This window comes from Frankia torreyi (assembly GCF_000948395.1).
Taxonomy (GTDB): domain Bacteria; phylum Actinomycetota; class Actinomycetes; order Frankiales; family Frankiaceae; genus Frankia; species Frankia torreyi.
Genome location: NZ_JYFN01000074.1, coordinates 1 through 16,070, shown reverse-complemented (window position 1 = coordinate 16,070; position 16,070 = coordinate 1). Strand labels below are relative to the sequence as shown.

Sequence of the window (16,070 nt, the reverse complement as noted above, 5' to 3'; positions counted from 1 at the left end):
GCAGGGGTCCTCATTCTCCCTACGAGGGATTGCAACATGCACAGCCAGTCGCGGGAGCCGAGGCCGCCGAGTCCTCATTCTCCCTACGAGGGATTGCAACGCCGCCGGGTCACATGCGGGACGGAGACGGTCAGCCCACCCTAAGCTTGTCGTTTAACCTTCGAGTGTCACGTTGTGTGATAGCTGCTGGTGGTGTGGGGTGGGTCGGCGTGTCGCCGTGACGTGGAACGACCTTCGGAAGATCGTGCTCTCGCCAAAGAAGCCGTGATCGAACCGAAGGTCGTGATGGGCAGTGTGCAGGACGAACCAGGACGCGTCGAGGCTCTGGGGAGGCTGTGTCGCTTCCGGCAGGAGTTCCACGCCTGCCTGACCCGCCGGGCGGACGTGCTGTTCGAGGTGACGGATGCGGTGCTGTGCACCGACGGGCCGGTCAGGACACTGGTCGACCTGACGCTCGCGCCGGAGCACCGTCGCGGGCACGGGGCGTTGTATGACGGGCTGAACAGCGGCCGGTTAGAGATCGCCCGGCTGCGACGTGCGCTCACGGACCTTCCGCTGCCCGCGGCCGCCGACGGACGACTCGTCCTGGCTGTTGATGTCAGCCCGTGGCTGCGCTCGGATGCGCCGACCAGCGCGCAGCGGCTGTTCTGCCACGTGCACGGCCGTGCGAAGAACCAGTCCCAGCTGATCCCAGGCTGGCCGTACTCCTTCGTCGCCGCCCTCGAACCCGGCCGGACATCGTGGACCGCGGTCCTCGACGCGGTCCGCCTCGGTCCCGCCAACGACGCCACGGCGGTGACCGCCGACCAGCTCCGGGCAGTCGTGGGCCGTCTGATCGCCGCCGGGCACTGGCACGACGGCGACCCGACCATCCTCATCGTGATGGACGCCGGGTACGACGTGACCCGGCTGGCGTTCGTCCTGGCCGACCTGCCCGTCGAGGTGGTCGGCCGGATCCGTTCCGACCGTGTGCTGCGACAGCCCGACACCACCCCGACAGCCCGGCACCCACGGCCGTCCGCCGAAGCACGGCCCCGAGTTCGCCCTCGACAGGCCCGCGACCTGGCCCGCACCCCAGCACACCACGATCACCGACACCACCCGCTACGGGAAGGCCACCGCGACCAGCTGGGATCGGCTGCACCCCCGGCTGACCCACCGCACCTGCTGGATCGACCACACCGGCGACCTGCCGATCATCGAGGGGACCCTCATCCGGCTGCAGGTCGACCACCTGCCCGGTGACCGCGATCCCAAGCCCGTATGGCTGTGGTCCTCCACAGTCGGCGCCACCGCCACCGACATCGACCGCGCCTGGCAGTCGTTCCTGCGCCGCTTCGACCTGGAACACACCTTCCGACTGTTCACACAGACCCTGGGCTGGACCCGACCGAAACTGCGCACCCCGCAGGCCGCCGACCTCTGGACCTGGCTGATCATCGCCGCCCACGCCCAACTCCGCCTCGCCCGACACCTCGCCGCCGACCTGCGCCGCCCCTGGGAGAAACCCGCCGCAGCGGGACGGTTGACCCCCGCCAGGGTCCGCCGGGGGTTCCGGAACCTCCGCGCGATCATGCCCCTTCCCGCCAGCGCACCGAAACCCACCAAAGCCGGTCCCGGCCGTCCTCCCGGCTCGACCAACCGCAGCCCCGCACCCCACTACGACGTCGGAAAAACCGTCAAACGGGACAAGACCATGACCGGCCACCAACACCACACAGGTTAAAGATCAAGCTTAGGCGCAAGGCCGTACAGCACGGTCGGGGCTTGCGGTGTCAAGGCTTCGTCGAGGAGAATCTCGACGGTGAGGGTGGCCCCAGCCAGCCATGGGTCGCCCGCGCCATGGTCAACGGCGTACCGACAGGAGTCCCGGCAATCGGCACCACCCGTCGCCGTCGGTAGGTTCCTCGAAGATCGGCGACACCTCACATACTCCCGAAGTCGGAACCGGCTTCACAGCCACAGCAGCGCCGAGTACCGGTGTCACGGCGGAACACGCCGACCAGACCGGATCGAGGGCAACCGCCGTGCACTCATTCGAGAATCATCTGAGATGCGGCTGCTACGACCCCTCGACGCGCAGCAGCGCGATGGCCTGCCGCAACACCGCGATGAGCGCCTCCGCGTCGTCCACGGTGAGACCTTCCCGTCCATCTCCGCTGTCCAGCTCCTCGAAATCCAACAGAATCAGCGGCAGGTCAGTCGCCGTGCGGGTCACGTACTGCTCGATCTGCACCGCGATAGACGAACCGTCCGACCGCAGCCCCGGAACCTCCGGAAGGTCGATGACCCCGACGTCCGCCGCATGAACATCACCTGAACCGCCCGGCTCGAGGTGCAGATGGCCCGCGGGCTCCCGGCACCACGACGGACACGACAGATCAGGTTCCTCGCCGGCCACAGCAGCTCCACCTCCCCGTCACCGAGCATCCCGACAGCAGGAACCGCGCCGGTCGACGGCCCGCCATCGACCCGCCACCATCGCCTCCCGCCGCGGCCGGTCCCACCACCATCGCATACGGGTGCACACGCGACGCAGCCGCCCGAAAACCCCACCACGACATTTCCCGGCCCCCCTGGCCAAGCCCGCCCGGCAGACGGCCAGGACTGTCCTTGCCTACCCGCCGGCAAGTAGCAGACCAGGCAGAAGCCACAGGAAACAGGCGAACAGACCCGCCCCGGCCGGTCGACAAGCACACAACACCCCGAGTGCACAGACGCACCGGGTCGACGAGCTCACCCACCAGGAACGTCAGCTCTTCCCCATCCAGGTTCCCGACGTCATAGTCACGATCAACCAGAGCGCCGGGTCGTCACTGTCCGTCACCAGTCTCGGCGGACTCGATCATCGATGAATCACCGGCCCTCCGCCCCCTCGACCACCTCGCAGCCGTGGCCCTGCGTGGCCAACCCTGACTGCAATCCACCCCTGAGAACGGCACGGAGGGACCGTAGACGAACGATTGATCGACACAGTTCTGCCAAATGAGCCCATCTCGAGCCCACCCGTGATCTTGAAACCCCCAATATCGATCTTCGCTGCGGCAAAACCGCAGGTCAGCGGGGGTGCGTCTGGAGCCGGCGAGGGGACTTGAACCCCTAACCGCCCGATTACAAGTCGAGTGCCGCAGGTCATGCCACTGGCTGGCGTTTTTGCTCCGTACCGTTGTGCGCCGCTGGAGAGCCCCTGCGGACATGCTGTCGATCGAAGGCGTCCGGCGACCCGGCTCCCAAACGGGAGCCGGGGGCCTGAACAGGCGCTACCGCGACCCAGTCCGGCCGGTGTTTCGCGCGGCCGCAGACTGCGCCCGCGGCGCGAAGCCGGTCTTTGCCGACCGGCTCGCTGGGTTGCGGGCCGCCGCCGACTGCACTCGCGCGGAGGCCTTCGCCGTGGTTGGTGTCGACCGGGACGCCTTGCTACCGCCGCTCTTGCTCGCCATTGTGATCACCTTGCTGCCCGTGTCGTCGATGTCGGTGCCGTGACCGCGTGGGATGGCGCCGTCCGGCCGGTCGGCCGCTGGTGGTCAGGTTGATCCGACCGGCATGGCCGCCGCCGCGGGAACCGCCGACGGTGCCCAGGACCGAAGGCAGAGCGCTTCCGGCCGGTACGCCCAAAGCGGCACGGTACTCGACGTCGCGCGCCTCACGCCGCCGCCGCGCCTCGTCCCCGTGCATCCCGCTGTCCCCCGCCCGTAGGTCGTCGAATCCTCCCCCTTCCAGGTTGCCCCCGAAGACCTGGTGGTGCGACCGCAGTTGAGATCCGGCCGACGGTCGCTTGGCACGCAGGGACTACCGACTGATACTCGCCGGCACTCATCGCGGTCGTGTCCAGGCGACAGAGCGGCCTATCTACCACGTCCGTCATGCCCGGCCCACTGCCACCGCCACGGAACGACGAACGTCATCCAGGATGCGCTGTCGACCCCTCGGGCGCACCGCCGACTTGCCGGCCATGCACCCCGTCCGGTGGCCCGGCTCCCCCACCGAGGAACCGGGCTCGATACCGCGTGATCATTGTGGGCACGATGTGGGCACGGACCGCGCGGTCAAACGCGAACCTTCCCGGCATGCCACGGCACTACAGATCGTGAAACACGCTGGTGGGAGGGCGTATCCGGCATCATCCGGCATCATCCGGCATCGTCCGGCCCGTGATCGATCCGGCTTTTAACCGGCGAGTTCAGGGTTCGAGTCCCTGACGGCCCACAAGGAAACGGGGGTGTAACCTGCATGGTTGGCATGTCCCACTCACGCGAATCACGGCCGTTGATCGTTGTGGCCGGGGTGTGGCCGCGCCGGCCGCACCACACGCCGCGGAACGGCGTTCGCAGCGGTCTGCGCCACCTCCCGCCCAGCCGACCGCAACAGATGCGCGTACAAACGGCCGGTGATCGCAGGGGAGGCATGGCCGAGCCGCTTGGACACGAGGGTGATGTCCACGCCCTCGGCGATCTGGATGCTCGCGCTCCCGTGCCGAAGATCATGAAGACGTTTGCGGGACAGCAGCTTCTTGCCGAGCTCCATGCCGATCTCCAGGTCGATCGGCAGCGCCTCGGCGAGGTGTAGCACCGCGCCGGAGCCGCGACGTCGGGTGCAGCCGATCACCGTCACCTGCCCGCACGGCTCCCGATCCCGGTAAACCGTCCATACACCTTCTGGCGCCCGGTACCGCTTGCCGACCGTCAGCGTCTTTGCGCCACGTTTGGCCGGGCGCACGAGTTGGCAGCACAGCCCTACCCGTCGGGCAATCACCTGCATGTGGCTCGTGACGTACGCCGGCGAGAGGTGCCTCCCGTCGAGGCGGGTGAAGATCAGCCCGGTGAGCTGTACCAATTCCCCGCGCTGGTTAGGCAGGGTGCCGTTGTTCCATGCCGGTCCGACCGCGTCGCGCTCGGCGTCCCGCTCGAGCTGGCGTGCCATGATTGATCCGAGCATCATCGGATCGATATCGAGTGGCCGCTTTCCCGACTTCGTCTTGGGCGGCCACACGCCCAGGCGGCCCTGCGACTCGACGATCTGCCGGCAGATCGTCAGCCTCGACGCCTCCGCGTCAACGTCCGTGTCGACCAGCCCACAGGCTTCCCCTCGACGTACCCCGTGAATGGCGATCAGCTCGTACAGGGCGGCCAGGCGGTCGTCAGCGGCCTCGTCCAGGAATCGGCCGACTTCTTCGGGCTCCCACGGTTCAACCTCCTCCTCGTCTTGTTCAGGCATCTCCACACCCAAAGCCGGATTCCAGTCAATCAACCGTTCTACCACTGCGTCATTGAGCGCGGCTCGCAGCGTCGCGAAGATCTCGAGAATCGTTTTCGGAGCGAGCGACCGAGACTTCCTCATCGCACCGTTGCCCCCTTTCACGGGAGCGGATCCCTCGACCTCAAGCCGTGCGATCATCTGATCTATATGACTTTTCCGGAGACCCTTGAGGGGCAGTTCCCCGAGCATGGGGCATAGATAGAGGCGGATGTTGCTCTCATAGCCACCGCGGCTCGTGGGGCGTAGTCGCCGCTTTCCTGCGAGCCACGTGTTCAGGTACTGACCGACGGTCAACTGGCCGACGTGTTGCCGCCCAGAACGGATCTTGACAACTTCCTTCTCGGCGTCCGCCCGTGCGTCCTCTTCGGTCGGGTATCCGGAGCCCCGAATCTCCCCTCTGCCGACCAGCGGCCGCAGATCTTCGGGAACCTGGATTCGATACGTCCACCTACCATGATCTTTCCTCTTGAGCCTCGGGCAGCGTTTCCCAAGCTGCTTGCCGTCCGCACCACGGCAGCCGCACCGCCTCTCAGTTTTGATTTTCATTTTCCCAGAAAAGCCTTTCGTTTTCAATTCTTGAATCTGACGATCCATCTCGCCTCCACGGAAAGGACCCGGAACTCCTGGCATCACACCCCAAATAAAACTCCACCCAAATATCCGGAAAGTCCATGAAATCTCTCGGTCGAGAGCATGAAAAAAGACGAGGTAAGAGCGGAATGCACGGCCGCCCCGCACACATGCAATGGTCGACGTAACGAGGAAACGACCATCAAAACAATTCAGGCTCCATGGGAACCCCGTGTCAAGCGCCTTCACCAGAGATTTCGTCGATGGACAGGTGCCGACGGATGAGGGAGGTGGGAACTTTGTATCGGCTACCGATCTGGAAAATCTTCACGGGGAATTTCCCGGTTTTCGCGAGCCGGTAGCTTTGGGTGCGGCCGATCCCGAGAATTTCGCCGGCGGTGACGAGGTCAATGACGGCAGGGAGCCTGCGGATGTCCGCGTCGGTCCATTCCTTCAACAGGACCTCCAACAGGTCCTCGCAGGGCGGGGGTATGTGGGCGGAGGGAGATGGCGCGGAGTACGCGGCCTGGAGGGCTCAGCCCGGGAGACGGTCACGGTCCCTCACGCGGCCGGCGGGCGGCGGGCGCCAAGTAGGTGCTGTGCCGGGGCGCCCCTGCCGCCGGGTCGTGCGACGGGCCCGGCGGCAGGGGCGTCAGGGGTTTCGCCAGGGACCTGTCAGGGCTTTCGCCAACGAACTGTCAGCCCGGCGCCGGACATCGTCCCCTCGGCGACGCTCCCTGTTCGCGCAGGTTGTGGCCACTGTCAGTCCGGTCTGGTAGGGGTGCGTAGCAGGAGGATGTCCTCGTGGGCGATCAGATGGAGGGGGTGGCCGGCGGCGCGGGCGACGCGGATGTTGTGCCGGGCGAAGAACGTCGCGCGGGAAACGAGGGTGCCGTCGGGGCGGACGGCGGCGAGCAGGGCCGCGGCGCGGGCGTGCAGGTGCAGGCCGGTCTCGTCGGCAAGGTCGACCAGGGCGCCGGGGAGGTCGACCAGCGCGCCGGCGTGGCGGAAAGGGCGGGCGGCGAGTGCGACGATGCCGCCGGGGGAAAGCAGCCGGTGGGCGCTGTGGAGAACGGCAGCGATGCCGTCGAGGAGACCGTCGAGGTCGGTGTTCGCCAAGTTGGCGGGGCTGTCGGAATAGCGGTAGTCGGTTTTGTGGACGCCCTTCCCCGGGGCGACGGTGATGGTGCCGTGGGTGGCCTGCCCGTAGGGCGGTGAGGTTAGCAGCAGGTTGATCCTGCCGTGATAGTCGGCGGGAATGACCTGCTCGAGGTGGCGGGCATCGCCGCGGAAAAGCCGGCCGCTACCGGCGGCGCCTTGCTGGCGGGCAAGGCGCAGATTGGCGCGGGCGAGGGAGACCCAGCGCGATTCCAGGTCGACCCCGAGGCTGCGACGGCCGAGATGTGCGGCTTCGACCAGCGTGGTGCCGATACCGCACATCGGGTCAAGAATGGTGTCGCCGGGACGGCTGTAGGCGGCGATGAGGTGGCGGGCGAGCGCGGGCAGCATGCGGGCGGGGTGCTGGGTGGAGGTGGGGGTGTAACGGCCGGTGCGTTGCACGCGGGGGTGTTGCTGGCCGGCGGGAATGAGGCTGTATGCCTGCCGCGGGGATGGGTTGGTCGACGTCAACGGCTGCTCCGAACTGTGGGGCGGGTGAACACGGCGATGTCGGCATGAACACGCAGCGGTGGCAGCGGCGTGGGCAGGGTCGGGTCGTCGGCCGGATCCCAGTCCGCGGGCGGGACGAGAAAGCCGTCAGGCAGGGGAATCCGGACGGCGAGGAGATGCTGGGTGTAGGTCAGACCGGCGCTGCAGGCGGCGGCGGCGGTGTCGGTGAGAGGGTCACCGCCGTCGGATATGGAGGGCGGTAGCCCGATCAGAAGAATGCCGGCCGGTCGCAGTAGCGCGGCCAGTCTGCTGTACATCGCGGCGCGGACGGTGCGGCTGGCGGTGCTTGTGTGCAGGTCGACGATGAGCGCGGCGGCGCCCAGGCGGTGGCCGGTGAGGATATCGGTGTCGGTGGTGGTGCTCACCGTGCGGTGACGGCGGCCGGCGGTAATGCACCGGTCGCCGACCACGGGCGGGACGCTGGTGGTGGACAGGACCAGGTCACCGCGACGGCTATAGGCGTCAAGAACACGACCGAGAACATCCTCGGAAAACAGCTCGTCGCCCTGGGCGTGGGTGGTCCACACGGTGAGAGGGACCGGTTCGCGGCCGGGATCGGTGGTGCCCGATGTGAACGGCACAGCCATGTCTCCTTCGGGGAAAGAAGCGGAGGTTGTCTCGGACCGGCGGCGGCCGGTGAGAGGCAGTTCCGAGGAAACCCCGAACGTTTGGCTTTTTCCCTGACAGTCCTGACGGAGCCGCTGACACCCAGATTCCGTCACAACCGACGGGGTGACCACAGCGCCTGACAGTTCGCTGGCGAATCGGCTGACATTCCCACGGTGTCAGCGAAGAAAAAAACCGCCCCTCCATGTCTGCGTCCCGGGCAGGCCGACGGGAGAACCGCTGGCACGGGCGCCTTTCTGACAGGTCCGGCCGGCCCCTTCCTGCGTATGAAGGAGGCCGCTGTCAGGGATTTCGACAACGGTGTCAGCGGTTTCGCCAGGTGCTTTTGAGGTTCTGGTCTCGCACGTTTTCGGACGAACAGCGAGGGAGACCAGTGAACGGATATCCGGCACGCGGAGAATCGACGGCGTTGGATCTCGCCGGCGCCGCTTTCGCGGAGGTAGCCGAACGCGGCCTGTGCGTTCTCGAGGGCCGTGACGTCCACGAGGAGCTGCCGCAGCGGCCGGTGGGAATCGGCGAACTGCAGGCTCTGGTGAGCCGCGCCGAACTCTCGGCGCAGGCACGGGCGGCGGTATGGCGGGACCTCGCACGGCGCCAGGACGAGGAAGGCTGGCTGGTCGCGGCGGTCGGGGTCGCGCTACCGATGCTGCGGCACATCTCCGCCGCGTTGACCGAAGGCCGCCCCGGTCTGCGGGCGGATCTCGACGGTGAGGTGCTCACCGGCTTCCTGGAGGCGCTGCGGGCCAGCGAGTCGGGCCTCGGGGTGGAACACCGGCTGGTGTGGGGCGCCTACCGCGCCGGGCTGGCCTTCGCGTGCACGCAGTTCCCCCGGCTGCCGGTCGGGACATGCGTGCCGGTGACGGCGGCCTGGCCGCCGCAGCCGTGGGGCGCGGGGCTGCGCCGGCTGCTCGCCCAGTCGGTCCGCGTCGGGGTGCTCAGCGGCGCGGAGGCGAAGCTGGTCGCCTCCGCCCGGGAGGGCGTGACCCCGGCGGTGCTGTCCGCGGCGACGGTGACGCCGGGTGAGGAGTGGGCGCTGCGGCTGTCGGTCGCCCACGAACGGCTGCTGCACGCGGTCCTCGCCGGCGAGGTAGGTCCGCGTCAGCCGGGAGCAAGCCGATGAGCCGCCCGGTCTCCTCTGCGGTTCTGGCGGTCGCCCGCAGCCTCGACGTGGTGCGCCGCGGCGCTGCGCGGATCGCCGTGGCGGTGCGGGGCCGCTACGACGCCGCGCCGGGGTGGGTGCGCCGGCTGCTGCGGGGGGTCGCAGGGCTGCTGCTGGCTGCCGCGGCGGCGGGTGCGGCGGTGGGACTGTCGCTGCTGACCCGCCGGCTGGGCGGGCCCGTGGTGGCGGTGCGGGTGTGGGGCACGGCGGGGCTGGTGCAGCTCGCGGCCGGCGGTGTCCTGGCCCTCGCCCTGGTCACCCTCGACGGTGACCACCGCGGCGACGGCCGGCTCGATCGGCGCGGCGCGCCGCCGGCCCGGGGCCTGCGCCTGATGGTCGGTGTGGTCACGGTGCTCGCGGTGATCGGGGCGGTGCTGCTCGCCGCGGGCGTCGCGCACGCGGCCGGGCCTGCGGCGCCCCCGGCGGCGCCGGTGCCGGCGGTGACCGACCTCAACCAGGTGATCACCAACATGCGGAACTGGCTAATGGGGATTCTCGCGGGGGCCGCGACCCTGTTCGGCTCCGTCGGCGGTCTGCGCTACATGGGCGCCAACGGCGACCCCGCGGAGGTCGAACGGGCAAAAGGGTCGTTCAAGGCCGCCGGGATCGGCTACGCGCTGGCGATCCTGGCACCGGTCCTGCTGACCGCGCTGCGCTCCGTGGTCGGCGGCTGATGCGACGGCGAGCGCCGGGGATCCACCGCCGCGGCGGCGCGGCATGGCGGCGGATCGTGACGGTGAGTGCGATGGCCGGGCTGCTCGGCGGGCTGACCGGCGCGGCGTCCCCGGCGCTCGCCGCCACCCCCGCCGCCACGCCTGCGGCGCCACCGGCCGCCAGCCCCGCACCCCAGGCCCCGACGGCCAGCCCCGGCCCGACACCGGCCGCGGCCGACCCGCTGCCGGCGCCGCCGGCCGCGAGTCCCCAGCCGCAGGCCCCGGCGGCCACCCCCTTCACGCCGTCGACCACGCCGAGCCCGGTCACCCCGCAGCCCTCACCCGGCCCCTCCCCAGACCCCGATGCCGGCGGCGGCGGGGGGTTCAGTCTGGTCCCCGGGTTCCTGCGCGGGCTGACCGACATCCCCGGAAAGATCGCCGATGCGATCAACGGCTGGCTTGCGGGCCTCGCCGAGGGCGCGTTGGCGCCGGTCATGAAACTGCTCGGCGCCACCGTGCTGTCCACCGAGGACGTCACGACACGCCCCGCCATCCGCCAGATGTGGTGGGACAACATCGCGATCGCCGACAGCCTCATGCTCCTCGTGCTNACCGCCGCCGGCATGCTCGCCATGGCCCACGACACCCTGCAGACCCGCACGACCGCGAAGGACCTCGGCCCCCGCCTGGTCGTCGGATTCGCCATGGCGCACCTGAGTCTGCCGCTGATGAGCCTCGCGATCAGCCTGTCCAACGGTCTGTCGAAGGCACTGGCCGGACAGAAAATCACCGCGGACGGTATCGGNGCCNTGTTGACGACNACGCTGCGGGTGAACAANGCCGCGCCGTTTATCGTGCTGATTCTGCTGTGTGTCGCGGCGATGGCGATCGCGCTCGTCGTCGGCTGGGCGGTGCGGCTGCTGGTACTGATGATGCTCGCGGTCGCCGCGCCGATCATGCTGATCTGGCACGGGCTGCCGCAGACCGCGGGGCTGGCCCGGCTGTGGTGGCGGGCACTGGCCGGCGCCCTGGCCGTGCAGGTCAGCCATGCCCTGCTGCTGCTGGTAGGGCTGCGGGTCCTGCTCGCGGACCCCGGTCACACGCTCGCACCCAACAGCGGCAGCCTGCTCAACATCCTGCTGTGTTGCGGCATCTTCGTGCTCGCGCTGCGCCTGGAAGCCTGGATCACCCGGATGGTGCTCGCCAGCACCGGCGGCCCCTCCACCGTGCTGACGATCGTGAAATACAAGGCGCTGCGCGCCGGCATGAAAGCCGCCGGCCTCTGACGCTCCGCGTCCGTCTCAGGAGACATTCAGTTTCCTCTGGCGTTGAGAAGATTCCTCCCGGAACCCTCTTTTCTCTCCTTCTTCTTTCGCGCCCCTTGGGGAGTTACCTCATGTCGTTGTCTTCTGCTGGCGATCGGACTCGGATACCGGCGGATGTGGACCGGCCGGATCAGATCCTCGCCGGGTTGACCGCCCGTCAGCTCACCGTCCTCGTACCGCCGCTGCTGCTCGCCGCCGCGGTGTTCTGGGTCGCCCGGCCCTACCTGCCGATGCCGGTGGTGATCCTGTTGTGCGGCCCGCTGGTCGCCGTCGGCGTTGCCGTCGCGCTCGGCCAGCGCGGCGGCCTGCCGTTGGACCGCTACGCCGCCGCTGCCCTCGCCCACCGGCGCACCCCNNCGGTGCAGACCGCGCTGCCCACGGGCGGGCAGCCCGCCGTGCCGGGCTGGGTTCCCNACGTGCCCGGCGCCCATCCGGNGCCCGTGGCCGCCCGCCCCCTGGCGACGGGCATCGACACCGCGGCGGGCGGCGGCGCGGGGGTGGTGGACCTTGGTGACGCCGTCGCCGTGATCGCCGAGGTCGACGCCACCAACATCACGATCGCGACCGGGCAGGAACGGGCGGCGAAGGTGACCGCCTTCGCCCGCATGCTCAACGCGCTGCACGGGCCGCTGCAGATCACCGTCCGCACCGTGCCCCTCGACCTGACCGACTACGTCGACGCGATGAACGAGCACGCCCGCCGGCACGCCCATCCGGCGCTCGCGGACGTGGCCGCGGAGCAGGCGGCGTTCCTGGCCGACCTCGGCCGGGGCCGGGCGTTGCGCGCCCGGCAGATCCTGCTCACCGCCCGGCGCCCCGTTCCCGCCGGGCGGGGCGGTCGGGACGCCGCCGCCGGCCAGGCCCTGCGGCAACTGGAGGACGCGGCCGGGTTGCTGGCCACCGCCGGCGTCGGGGTCCGGATCCTCGACGGCGCGGCGCTCGGCCGGCTGCTGGCCGCCGCCGCCCACCCCGACCTGCCCGCGCCACCTGAGGGCGTCGCCGCCTCCGGTGTCGTGCGCGCGGCGGGAGCCGGCCGATGAGCCGCCGGGCACGGCTGGGGCGCCGCGCCGGGCGCGAGGCGTCCCGGCTGGTCGGACCGGCCCTGTTCACCCCCAGCCTGCACCTGGCCGCGGACCACGTGCAGGTCGGCGGGGTGTACGCGGCGACGCTGCTGGTCCGCGGCTATCCCCGGGAGGTCGCCACCGGCTGGCTCGAGCCACTGCTGGCCTACCCGGGCCGCCTCGACGTTGCCTGGCATCTGCAGCCCACCCCCGCCGCCGTGGGCGCAGCCCGGCTGCGCCGCCAGCGGGGCCGGTTGGAATCAGGGCGGCGCCTGGCCGCCGCGGCCGGTCGCCTCGACGACCCCGACGTCGACGCGGCCGCCGCCGATGCCGCTGACCTCGCCGGCCGTCTCGCCCGCGGCGAGGCCCGCCTGTTCACCACCGGCCTGTACCTCACCGTCCACGCCGACAGCCCAGACGAGCTCGCCGAGGACGTCGAACGGGTCACCGCGCTCGCCCACAGCCTCCTGCTGACCGTCCACCCCGCCCGCTACCGGATGCTCGCCGGCTGGGCGACCACCCTGCCCCTCGCCGAGGACCTGCTGGGGGCAACCCGCACCATGGACACCGGCGCGGTCGCCGCCGGATTCCCCTTCACCAGCGCCGATGTGGCGCTACCCGACCCGCTGCGCCCCGGGGCGGCGCCGGTGGTCTACGGGCCGAACCTGTCCTCGACCGGGATCGTGGCGCACGACCGGTGGGCGGAGGCGAACTACAACTCCGTCACGCTGGCAACCTCCGGCGCGGGAAAGTCCTACCTCACCAAGATCGACGTGTTGCGGAGTCTCGCCCAGGGCGTCGAGGCCCACGTGATCGACCCCGAGGACGAGTACGGCCCGCTGGCCGCCGCGGTCGGCGGCACGCAGCTGTCCCTGGGCGCGCCAGGGGTGCGCCTCAACCCGCTGGACCTGCCCGCCCATGGCCGCACCGACCCGGAGCTGCTGACACGGCGGATGCTGTTCGCACACACCTTCATCGCCACCCTGGCCGGCTCGCCGGCCGAGGATCCGGTGGGACGGGCGGCGTTGGACCGGGCGCTGCTCGCCGCCTACGCCCACGCCGGGATCACCGGGGACCCGGCCACCTGGGATCGGCCCGCGCCCCTGCTCGCCGACATCGCCGCCGCCTTGCAGGCCGAACCGGCCGGCCAGCAGCTCGCCGGGCTGCTGGCGCCGTTCGTGACCGGGTCGCACCGGGGCCTGTTCGACGGGCCCACCACCTCCACGCCGAACGGCCATCTGGTCGTCTACTCGCTGCGCGCTCTACCCGAGGAGCTGCGCGCCGCGGGAACGCTGCTCGTGCTGGACGCGATCTGGCGGCAGGTCGCCGACCCCACGAGGCGGCGGCGCCGTCTCGTGGTCGTCGACGAGGCATGGCTGCTCATGGCCCACCCGGCCGGCGCCCGGTTCCTCGTCCGCCTCGCCAAAGCGGCCCGCAAGTGGTGGGCGGGTCTGGCGCTGGTCACCCAGGACAGCGGCGACCTGCTCGGCACTGACGAGGGCCGCGCGATCCTCGCGAACGCCGCCACCAAACTCCTGCTGCGTCAGGACGGCTCCGCCGCCGCAGCGGTGCAGGCGGCATGCGGGCTGAGCGACGGGGAGACCGCCGCGCTGCTCGCCGCCCGCCCCGGGGACGCGCTGCTCGTCGCCGCGGGACGCAGGGCGCTGTTCCGGGCGCAGGCCAGCCCCCGCGAACACGAGCTGATCACCACAGACCCGGTGGACATCGCCCATCGGCCCGCCCACCCGGCCACGACCACCACGGATGTTGCTGGCAACGCCGTTGCGCGTCCGCTCCTCCCGGCCGACGACGCCGATCCGCTCTGACCAGCGGGCATCCGGTCACCCGCAGTCTCCTTCCCCGCGCTGTTCGCGCGGCCGTGGCGTCGTGCCTCGTGCCGATGCCTCCCCGATCACGTCAAGGGAATCGTTGATGACGCTGGAACTGTCCGCGCCCCTGCCACCGCCGCCGCCCGCGCCTGGGGCGCCGGTGGGGTGGCTGGTCAGTCCGTCCGCGCTCGGGCACGCCGTGGCGCGTCTGCTCGCCGTGTGGGGGCTGCCCGCCGGTCTGCCCATGGTCGTGTTCGTCGTGGCCGCGGCGCTGACCTGGCGGCGTCTGTGGGCCGCGCGGGACGCCGCGCTGGTCGCGGACGCCCGCACCGTGGAGATCCTCATGCCTCCCGAGGTCCATCTCGATGCGGCCGGGGTGTTCTGGTCGCAGATGAGCGGGCTGCTTCGCCCGTTCTGGGCCCGGCTGCGCCACGGCCAGCCCTGTCTCGCCTTCGAAATCGTCGCCCACCGGACCGGCACCGCGTTTCGCCNGGGACGCGCTGCTCGTCGCCGCGGGACGCAGGGCGCTGTTCCGGGCGCAGGCCAGCCCCCGCGAACACGAGCTGATCACCACAGACCCGGTGGACATCGCCCATCGGCCCGCCCACCCGGCCACGACCACCACGGATGTTGCTGGCAACGCCGTTGCGCGTCCGCTCCTCCCGGCCGACGACGCCGATCCGCTCTGACCAGCGGGCATCCGGTCACCCGCAGTCTCCTTCCCCGCGCTGTTCGCGCGGCCGTGGCGTCGTGCCTCGTGCCGATGCCTCCCCGATCACGTCAAGGGAATCGTTGATGACGCTGGAACTGTCCGCGCCCCTGCCACCGCCGCCGCCCGCGCCTGGGGCGCCGGTGGGGTGGCTGGTCAGTCCGTCCGCGCTCGGGCACGCCGTGGCGCGTCTGCTCGCCGTGTGGGGGCTGCCCGCCGGTCTGCCCATGGTCGTGTTCGTCGTGGCCGCGGCGCTGACCTGGCGGCGTCTGTGGGCCGCGCGGGACGCCGCGCTGGTCGCGGACGCCCGCACCGTGGAGATCCTCATGCCTCCCGAGGTCCATCTCGATGCGGCCGGGGTGTTCTGGTCGCAGATGAGCGGGCTGCTTCGCCCGTTCTGGGCCCGGCTGCGCCACGGCCAGCCCTGTCTCGCCTTCGAAATCGTCGCCCACCGGACCGGCACCGCGTTTCGCCTGTGGGTGCCCGGGGCCGTGCCGCCCGGTCTGGTGGAACGGGCGGTGCAGGCCGCGTGGCCCGGCGCCCGCACCACGACCCTGCGCCCCGCCGTCGACCCGCTGCCCCCCGCCGACCCCGCCCCGCACGCTGGCAAAAGCGGGCTGCTAGCGGAAGGGGGTGTGCTGCGGCTGGGCCGCGCGGACGTGCTGCCGCTGCGCGCGGAACCGCCGGGAGATCCGGTGCGTAGCCTGCTGGGCGCCGCGGGGGAGCTGGACGACGACGAGACCGCCGCGGTGCAGATCCTTGCCCGTCCGGTCACCGGCCGCCGCCTCGCCCAGGCGCGCCGCGTCGCCGCCCGTCACCGCGGACAGCCGACCAACCCCCGCCCGTGGGCGGCGCTCCTCGACCTGATCACCCCGCACAGCTCCCGGCCGTCGGGCACCACGCGCCACGCGGGCCCGACACCGCCGGAAGAGGCAGCCGAGTCCCGGGCGATCGCCCAGAAGGCACTCGGGCCCCGCTTCGAGGTGCGTGTCGCCTATAGCGCCGCCCGGGGTGCACCGGCCGACCCGCAGCAGATCCCGCAGGTGCGGGCGGCGCTGCGGGGCCGTGCTCACGCGCTGGCCACCGCCTACGCCCTCTACGCCGGCCACAACCATCTGCGCCGGCTCAGGCTCCCCGACCCGTCCCGGCTGCTGGCCGCCCGCCGGCTGCGCCGCGGCGACCTCGTCAGCGTCGGCGAACTCGCCGCGCTCGC

Annotated in this window: 10 protein-coding genes, 2 tRNA genes and 5 pseudogenes; 11 read left to right on the top strand and 6 right to left on the bottom strand. The window is 70.9% G+C overall.

Features of this window, described 5'->3' with window-relative positions; all coding sequences use genetic code 11:
- Window positions 1–285 precede the first annotated feature (285 nt).
- Window positions 286–1,245: a transposase gene (locus FF36_RS40485; protein WP_082122299.1), complete on the top strand. Its 960-nt coding sequence runs from the start codon at window positions 286–288 to the stop codon at window positions 1,243–1,245.
- Between the two features lie 817 nt (window positions 1,246–2,062).
- Here FF36_RS40485 and FF36_RS27635 read toward each other — a convergent pair.
- Complete coding sequence (locus FF36_RS27635; RefSeq protein ID WP_044888130.1) at window positions 2,063–2,401, bottom strand: DUF6907 domain-containing protein; 339 nt, start codon at window positions 2,399–2,401, stop codon at window positions 2,063–2,065.
- Between the two features lie 672 nt (window positions 2,402–3,073).
- Window positions 3,074–3,149: transfer RNA gene (locus tag FF36_RS27630), tRNA-Thr, on the bottom strand.
- A gap of 46 nt (window positions 3,150–3,195) precedes the next feature.
- On the opposite strand from FF36_RS27630, the gene FF36_RS35665 reads away from it, so the two are divergent.
- Both FF36_RS35665 and FF36_RS35660 read left to right on the top strand, forming a co-directional pair.
- The gene (locus tag FF36_RS35665; protein WP_157867016.1) at window positions 3,196–3,483 is read left to right on the top strand and encodes a hypothetical protein; all 288 of its coding nucleotides are present in this window, start codon (window positions 3,196–3,198) and stop codon (window positions 3,481–3,483) included.
- Window positions 3,484–4,102: 619 nt separating this feature from the next.
- Window positions 4,103–4,206, top strand: a tRNA-Ser gene (locus FF36_RS35660).
- A 51-nt stretch (window positions 4,207–4,257) separates the two neighbouring features.
- Here FF36_RS35660 and FF36_RS27620 read toward each other — a convergent pair.
- The 4 genes from FF36_RS27620 to FF36_RS34585 all read right to left on the bottom strand — a co-directional run bounded on the left by FF36_RS27620 (window position 4,258) and on the right by FF36_RS34585 (window position 8,075).
- Window positions 4,258–5,850, bottom strand: a complete 1,593-nt coding sequence (locus FF36_RS27620; protein ID WP_242422943.1) for a site-specific integrase — start codon at window positions 5,848–5,850, stop codon at window positions 4,258–4,260.
- A 211-nt stretch (window positions 5,851–6,061) separates the two neighbouring features.
- A complete protein-coding gene (locus FF36_RS27615) occupies window positions 6,062–6,283 on the bottom strand; it encodes a hypothetical protein (protein ID WP_082122298.1) in 222 nt (73 codons plus the stop codon).
- A 305-nt stretch (window positions 6,284–6,588) separates the two neighbouring features.
- Window positions 6,589–7,455 (bottom strand): TRM11 family SAM-dependent methyltransferase, encoded by an 867-nt coding sequence (locus FF36_RS27610; RefSeq protein ID WP_044888126.1) that lies wholly within the window; start codon window positions 7,453–7,455, stop codon window positions 6,589–6,591.
- On the bottom strand, window positions 7,452–8,075 hold the full coding sequence (locus FF36_RS34585) for a hypothetical protein (RefSeq protein WP_128423410.1): 624 nt from the start codon (window positions 8,073–8,075) through the stop codon (window positions 7,452–7,454). Before FF36_RS34585 ends, FF36_RS27610 begins: the two co-directional genes overlap by 4 nt.
- Before the next feature lie 455 nt (window positions 8,076–8,530).
- Here FF36_RS34585 and FF36_RS27600 point away from each other — a divergent pair, with 455 nt between their 5' ends.
- The 8 genes and pseudogenes from FF36_RS27600 to FF36_RS27575 all read left to right on the top strand — a co-directional run.
- Window positions 8,531–9,241: a hypothetical protein gene (locus tag FF36_RS27600; protein ID WP_052681519.1), complete on the top strand. Its 711-nt coding sequence runs from the start codon at window positions 8,531–8,533 to the stop codon at window positions 9,239–9,241.
- Window positions 9,238–9,954 carry a pilin gene (locus tag FF36_RS36180; protein ID WP_199865527.1) on the top strand — a complete coding sequence of 239 codons (717 nt, stop codon included), beginning with the start codon at window positions 9,238–9,240 and terminating at the stop codon, window positions 9,952–9,954. Before FF36_RS27600 ends, FF36_RS36180 begins: the two co-directional genes overlap by 4 nt.
- Window positions 9,954–10,543: pseudogene (locus tag FF36_RS41605) on the top strand (hypothetical protein); the annotation flags it as partial. The gene FF36_RS36180 and the pseudogene FF36_RS41605, both read left to right, overlap by 1 nt.
- Before the next feature lies 1 nt (window position 10,544).
- Window positions 10,545–10,738, top strand: a pseudogene (locus tag FF36_RS41600) (hypothetical protein); the annotation flags it as partial.
- A gap of 34 nt (window positions 10,739–10,772) precedes the next feature.
- Window positions 10,773–11,219: pseudogene (locus tag FF36_RS36535) on the top strand (hypothetical protein); the annotation flags it as partial.
- A 110-nt stretch (window positions 11,220–11,329) separates the two neighbouring features.
- Window positions 11,330–11,613: pseudogene (locus FF36_RS39385) on the top strand (PrgI family protein); the annotation flags it as partial.
- Between the two features lie 681 nt (window positions 11,614–12,294).
- Window positions 12,295–14,145 carry a VirB4 family type IV secretion system protein gene (locus tag FF36_RS27580; protein ID WP_063925366.1) on the top strand — a complete coding sequence of 617 codons (1,851 nt, stop codon included), beginning with the start codon at window positions 12,295–12,297 and terminating at the stop codon, window positions 14,143–14,145.
- Between the two features lie 798 nt (window positions 14,146–14,943).
- A pseudogene (locus tag FF36_RS27575) lies at window positions 14,944–16,070 on the top strand (type VI secretion protein); the annotation flags it as partial.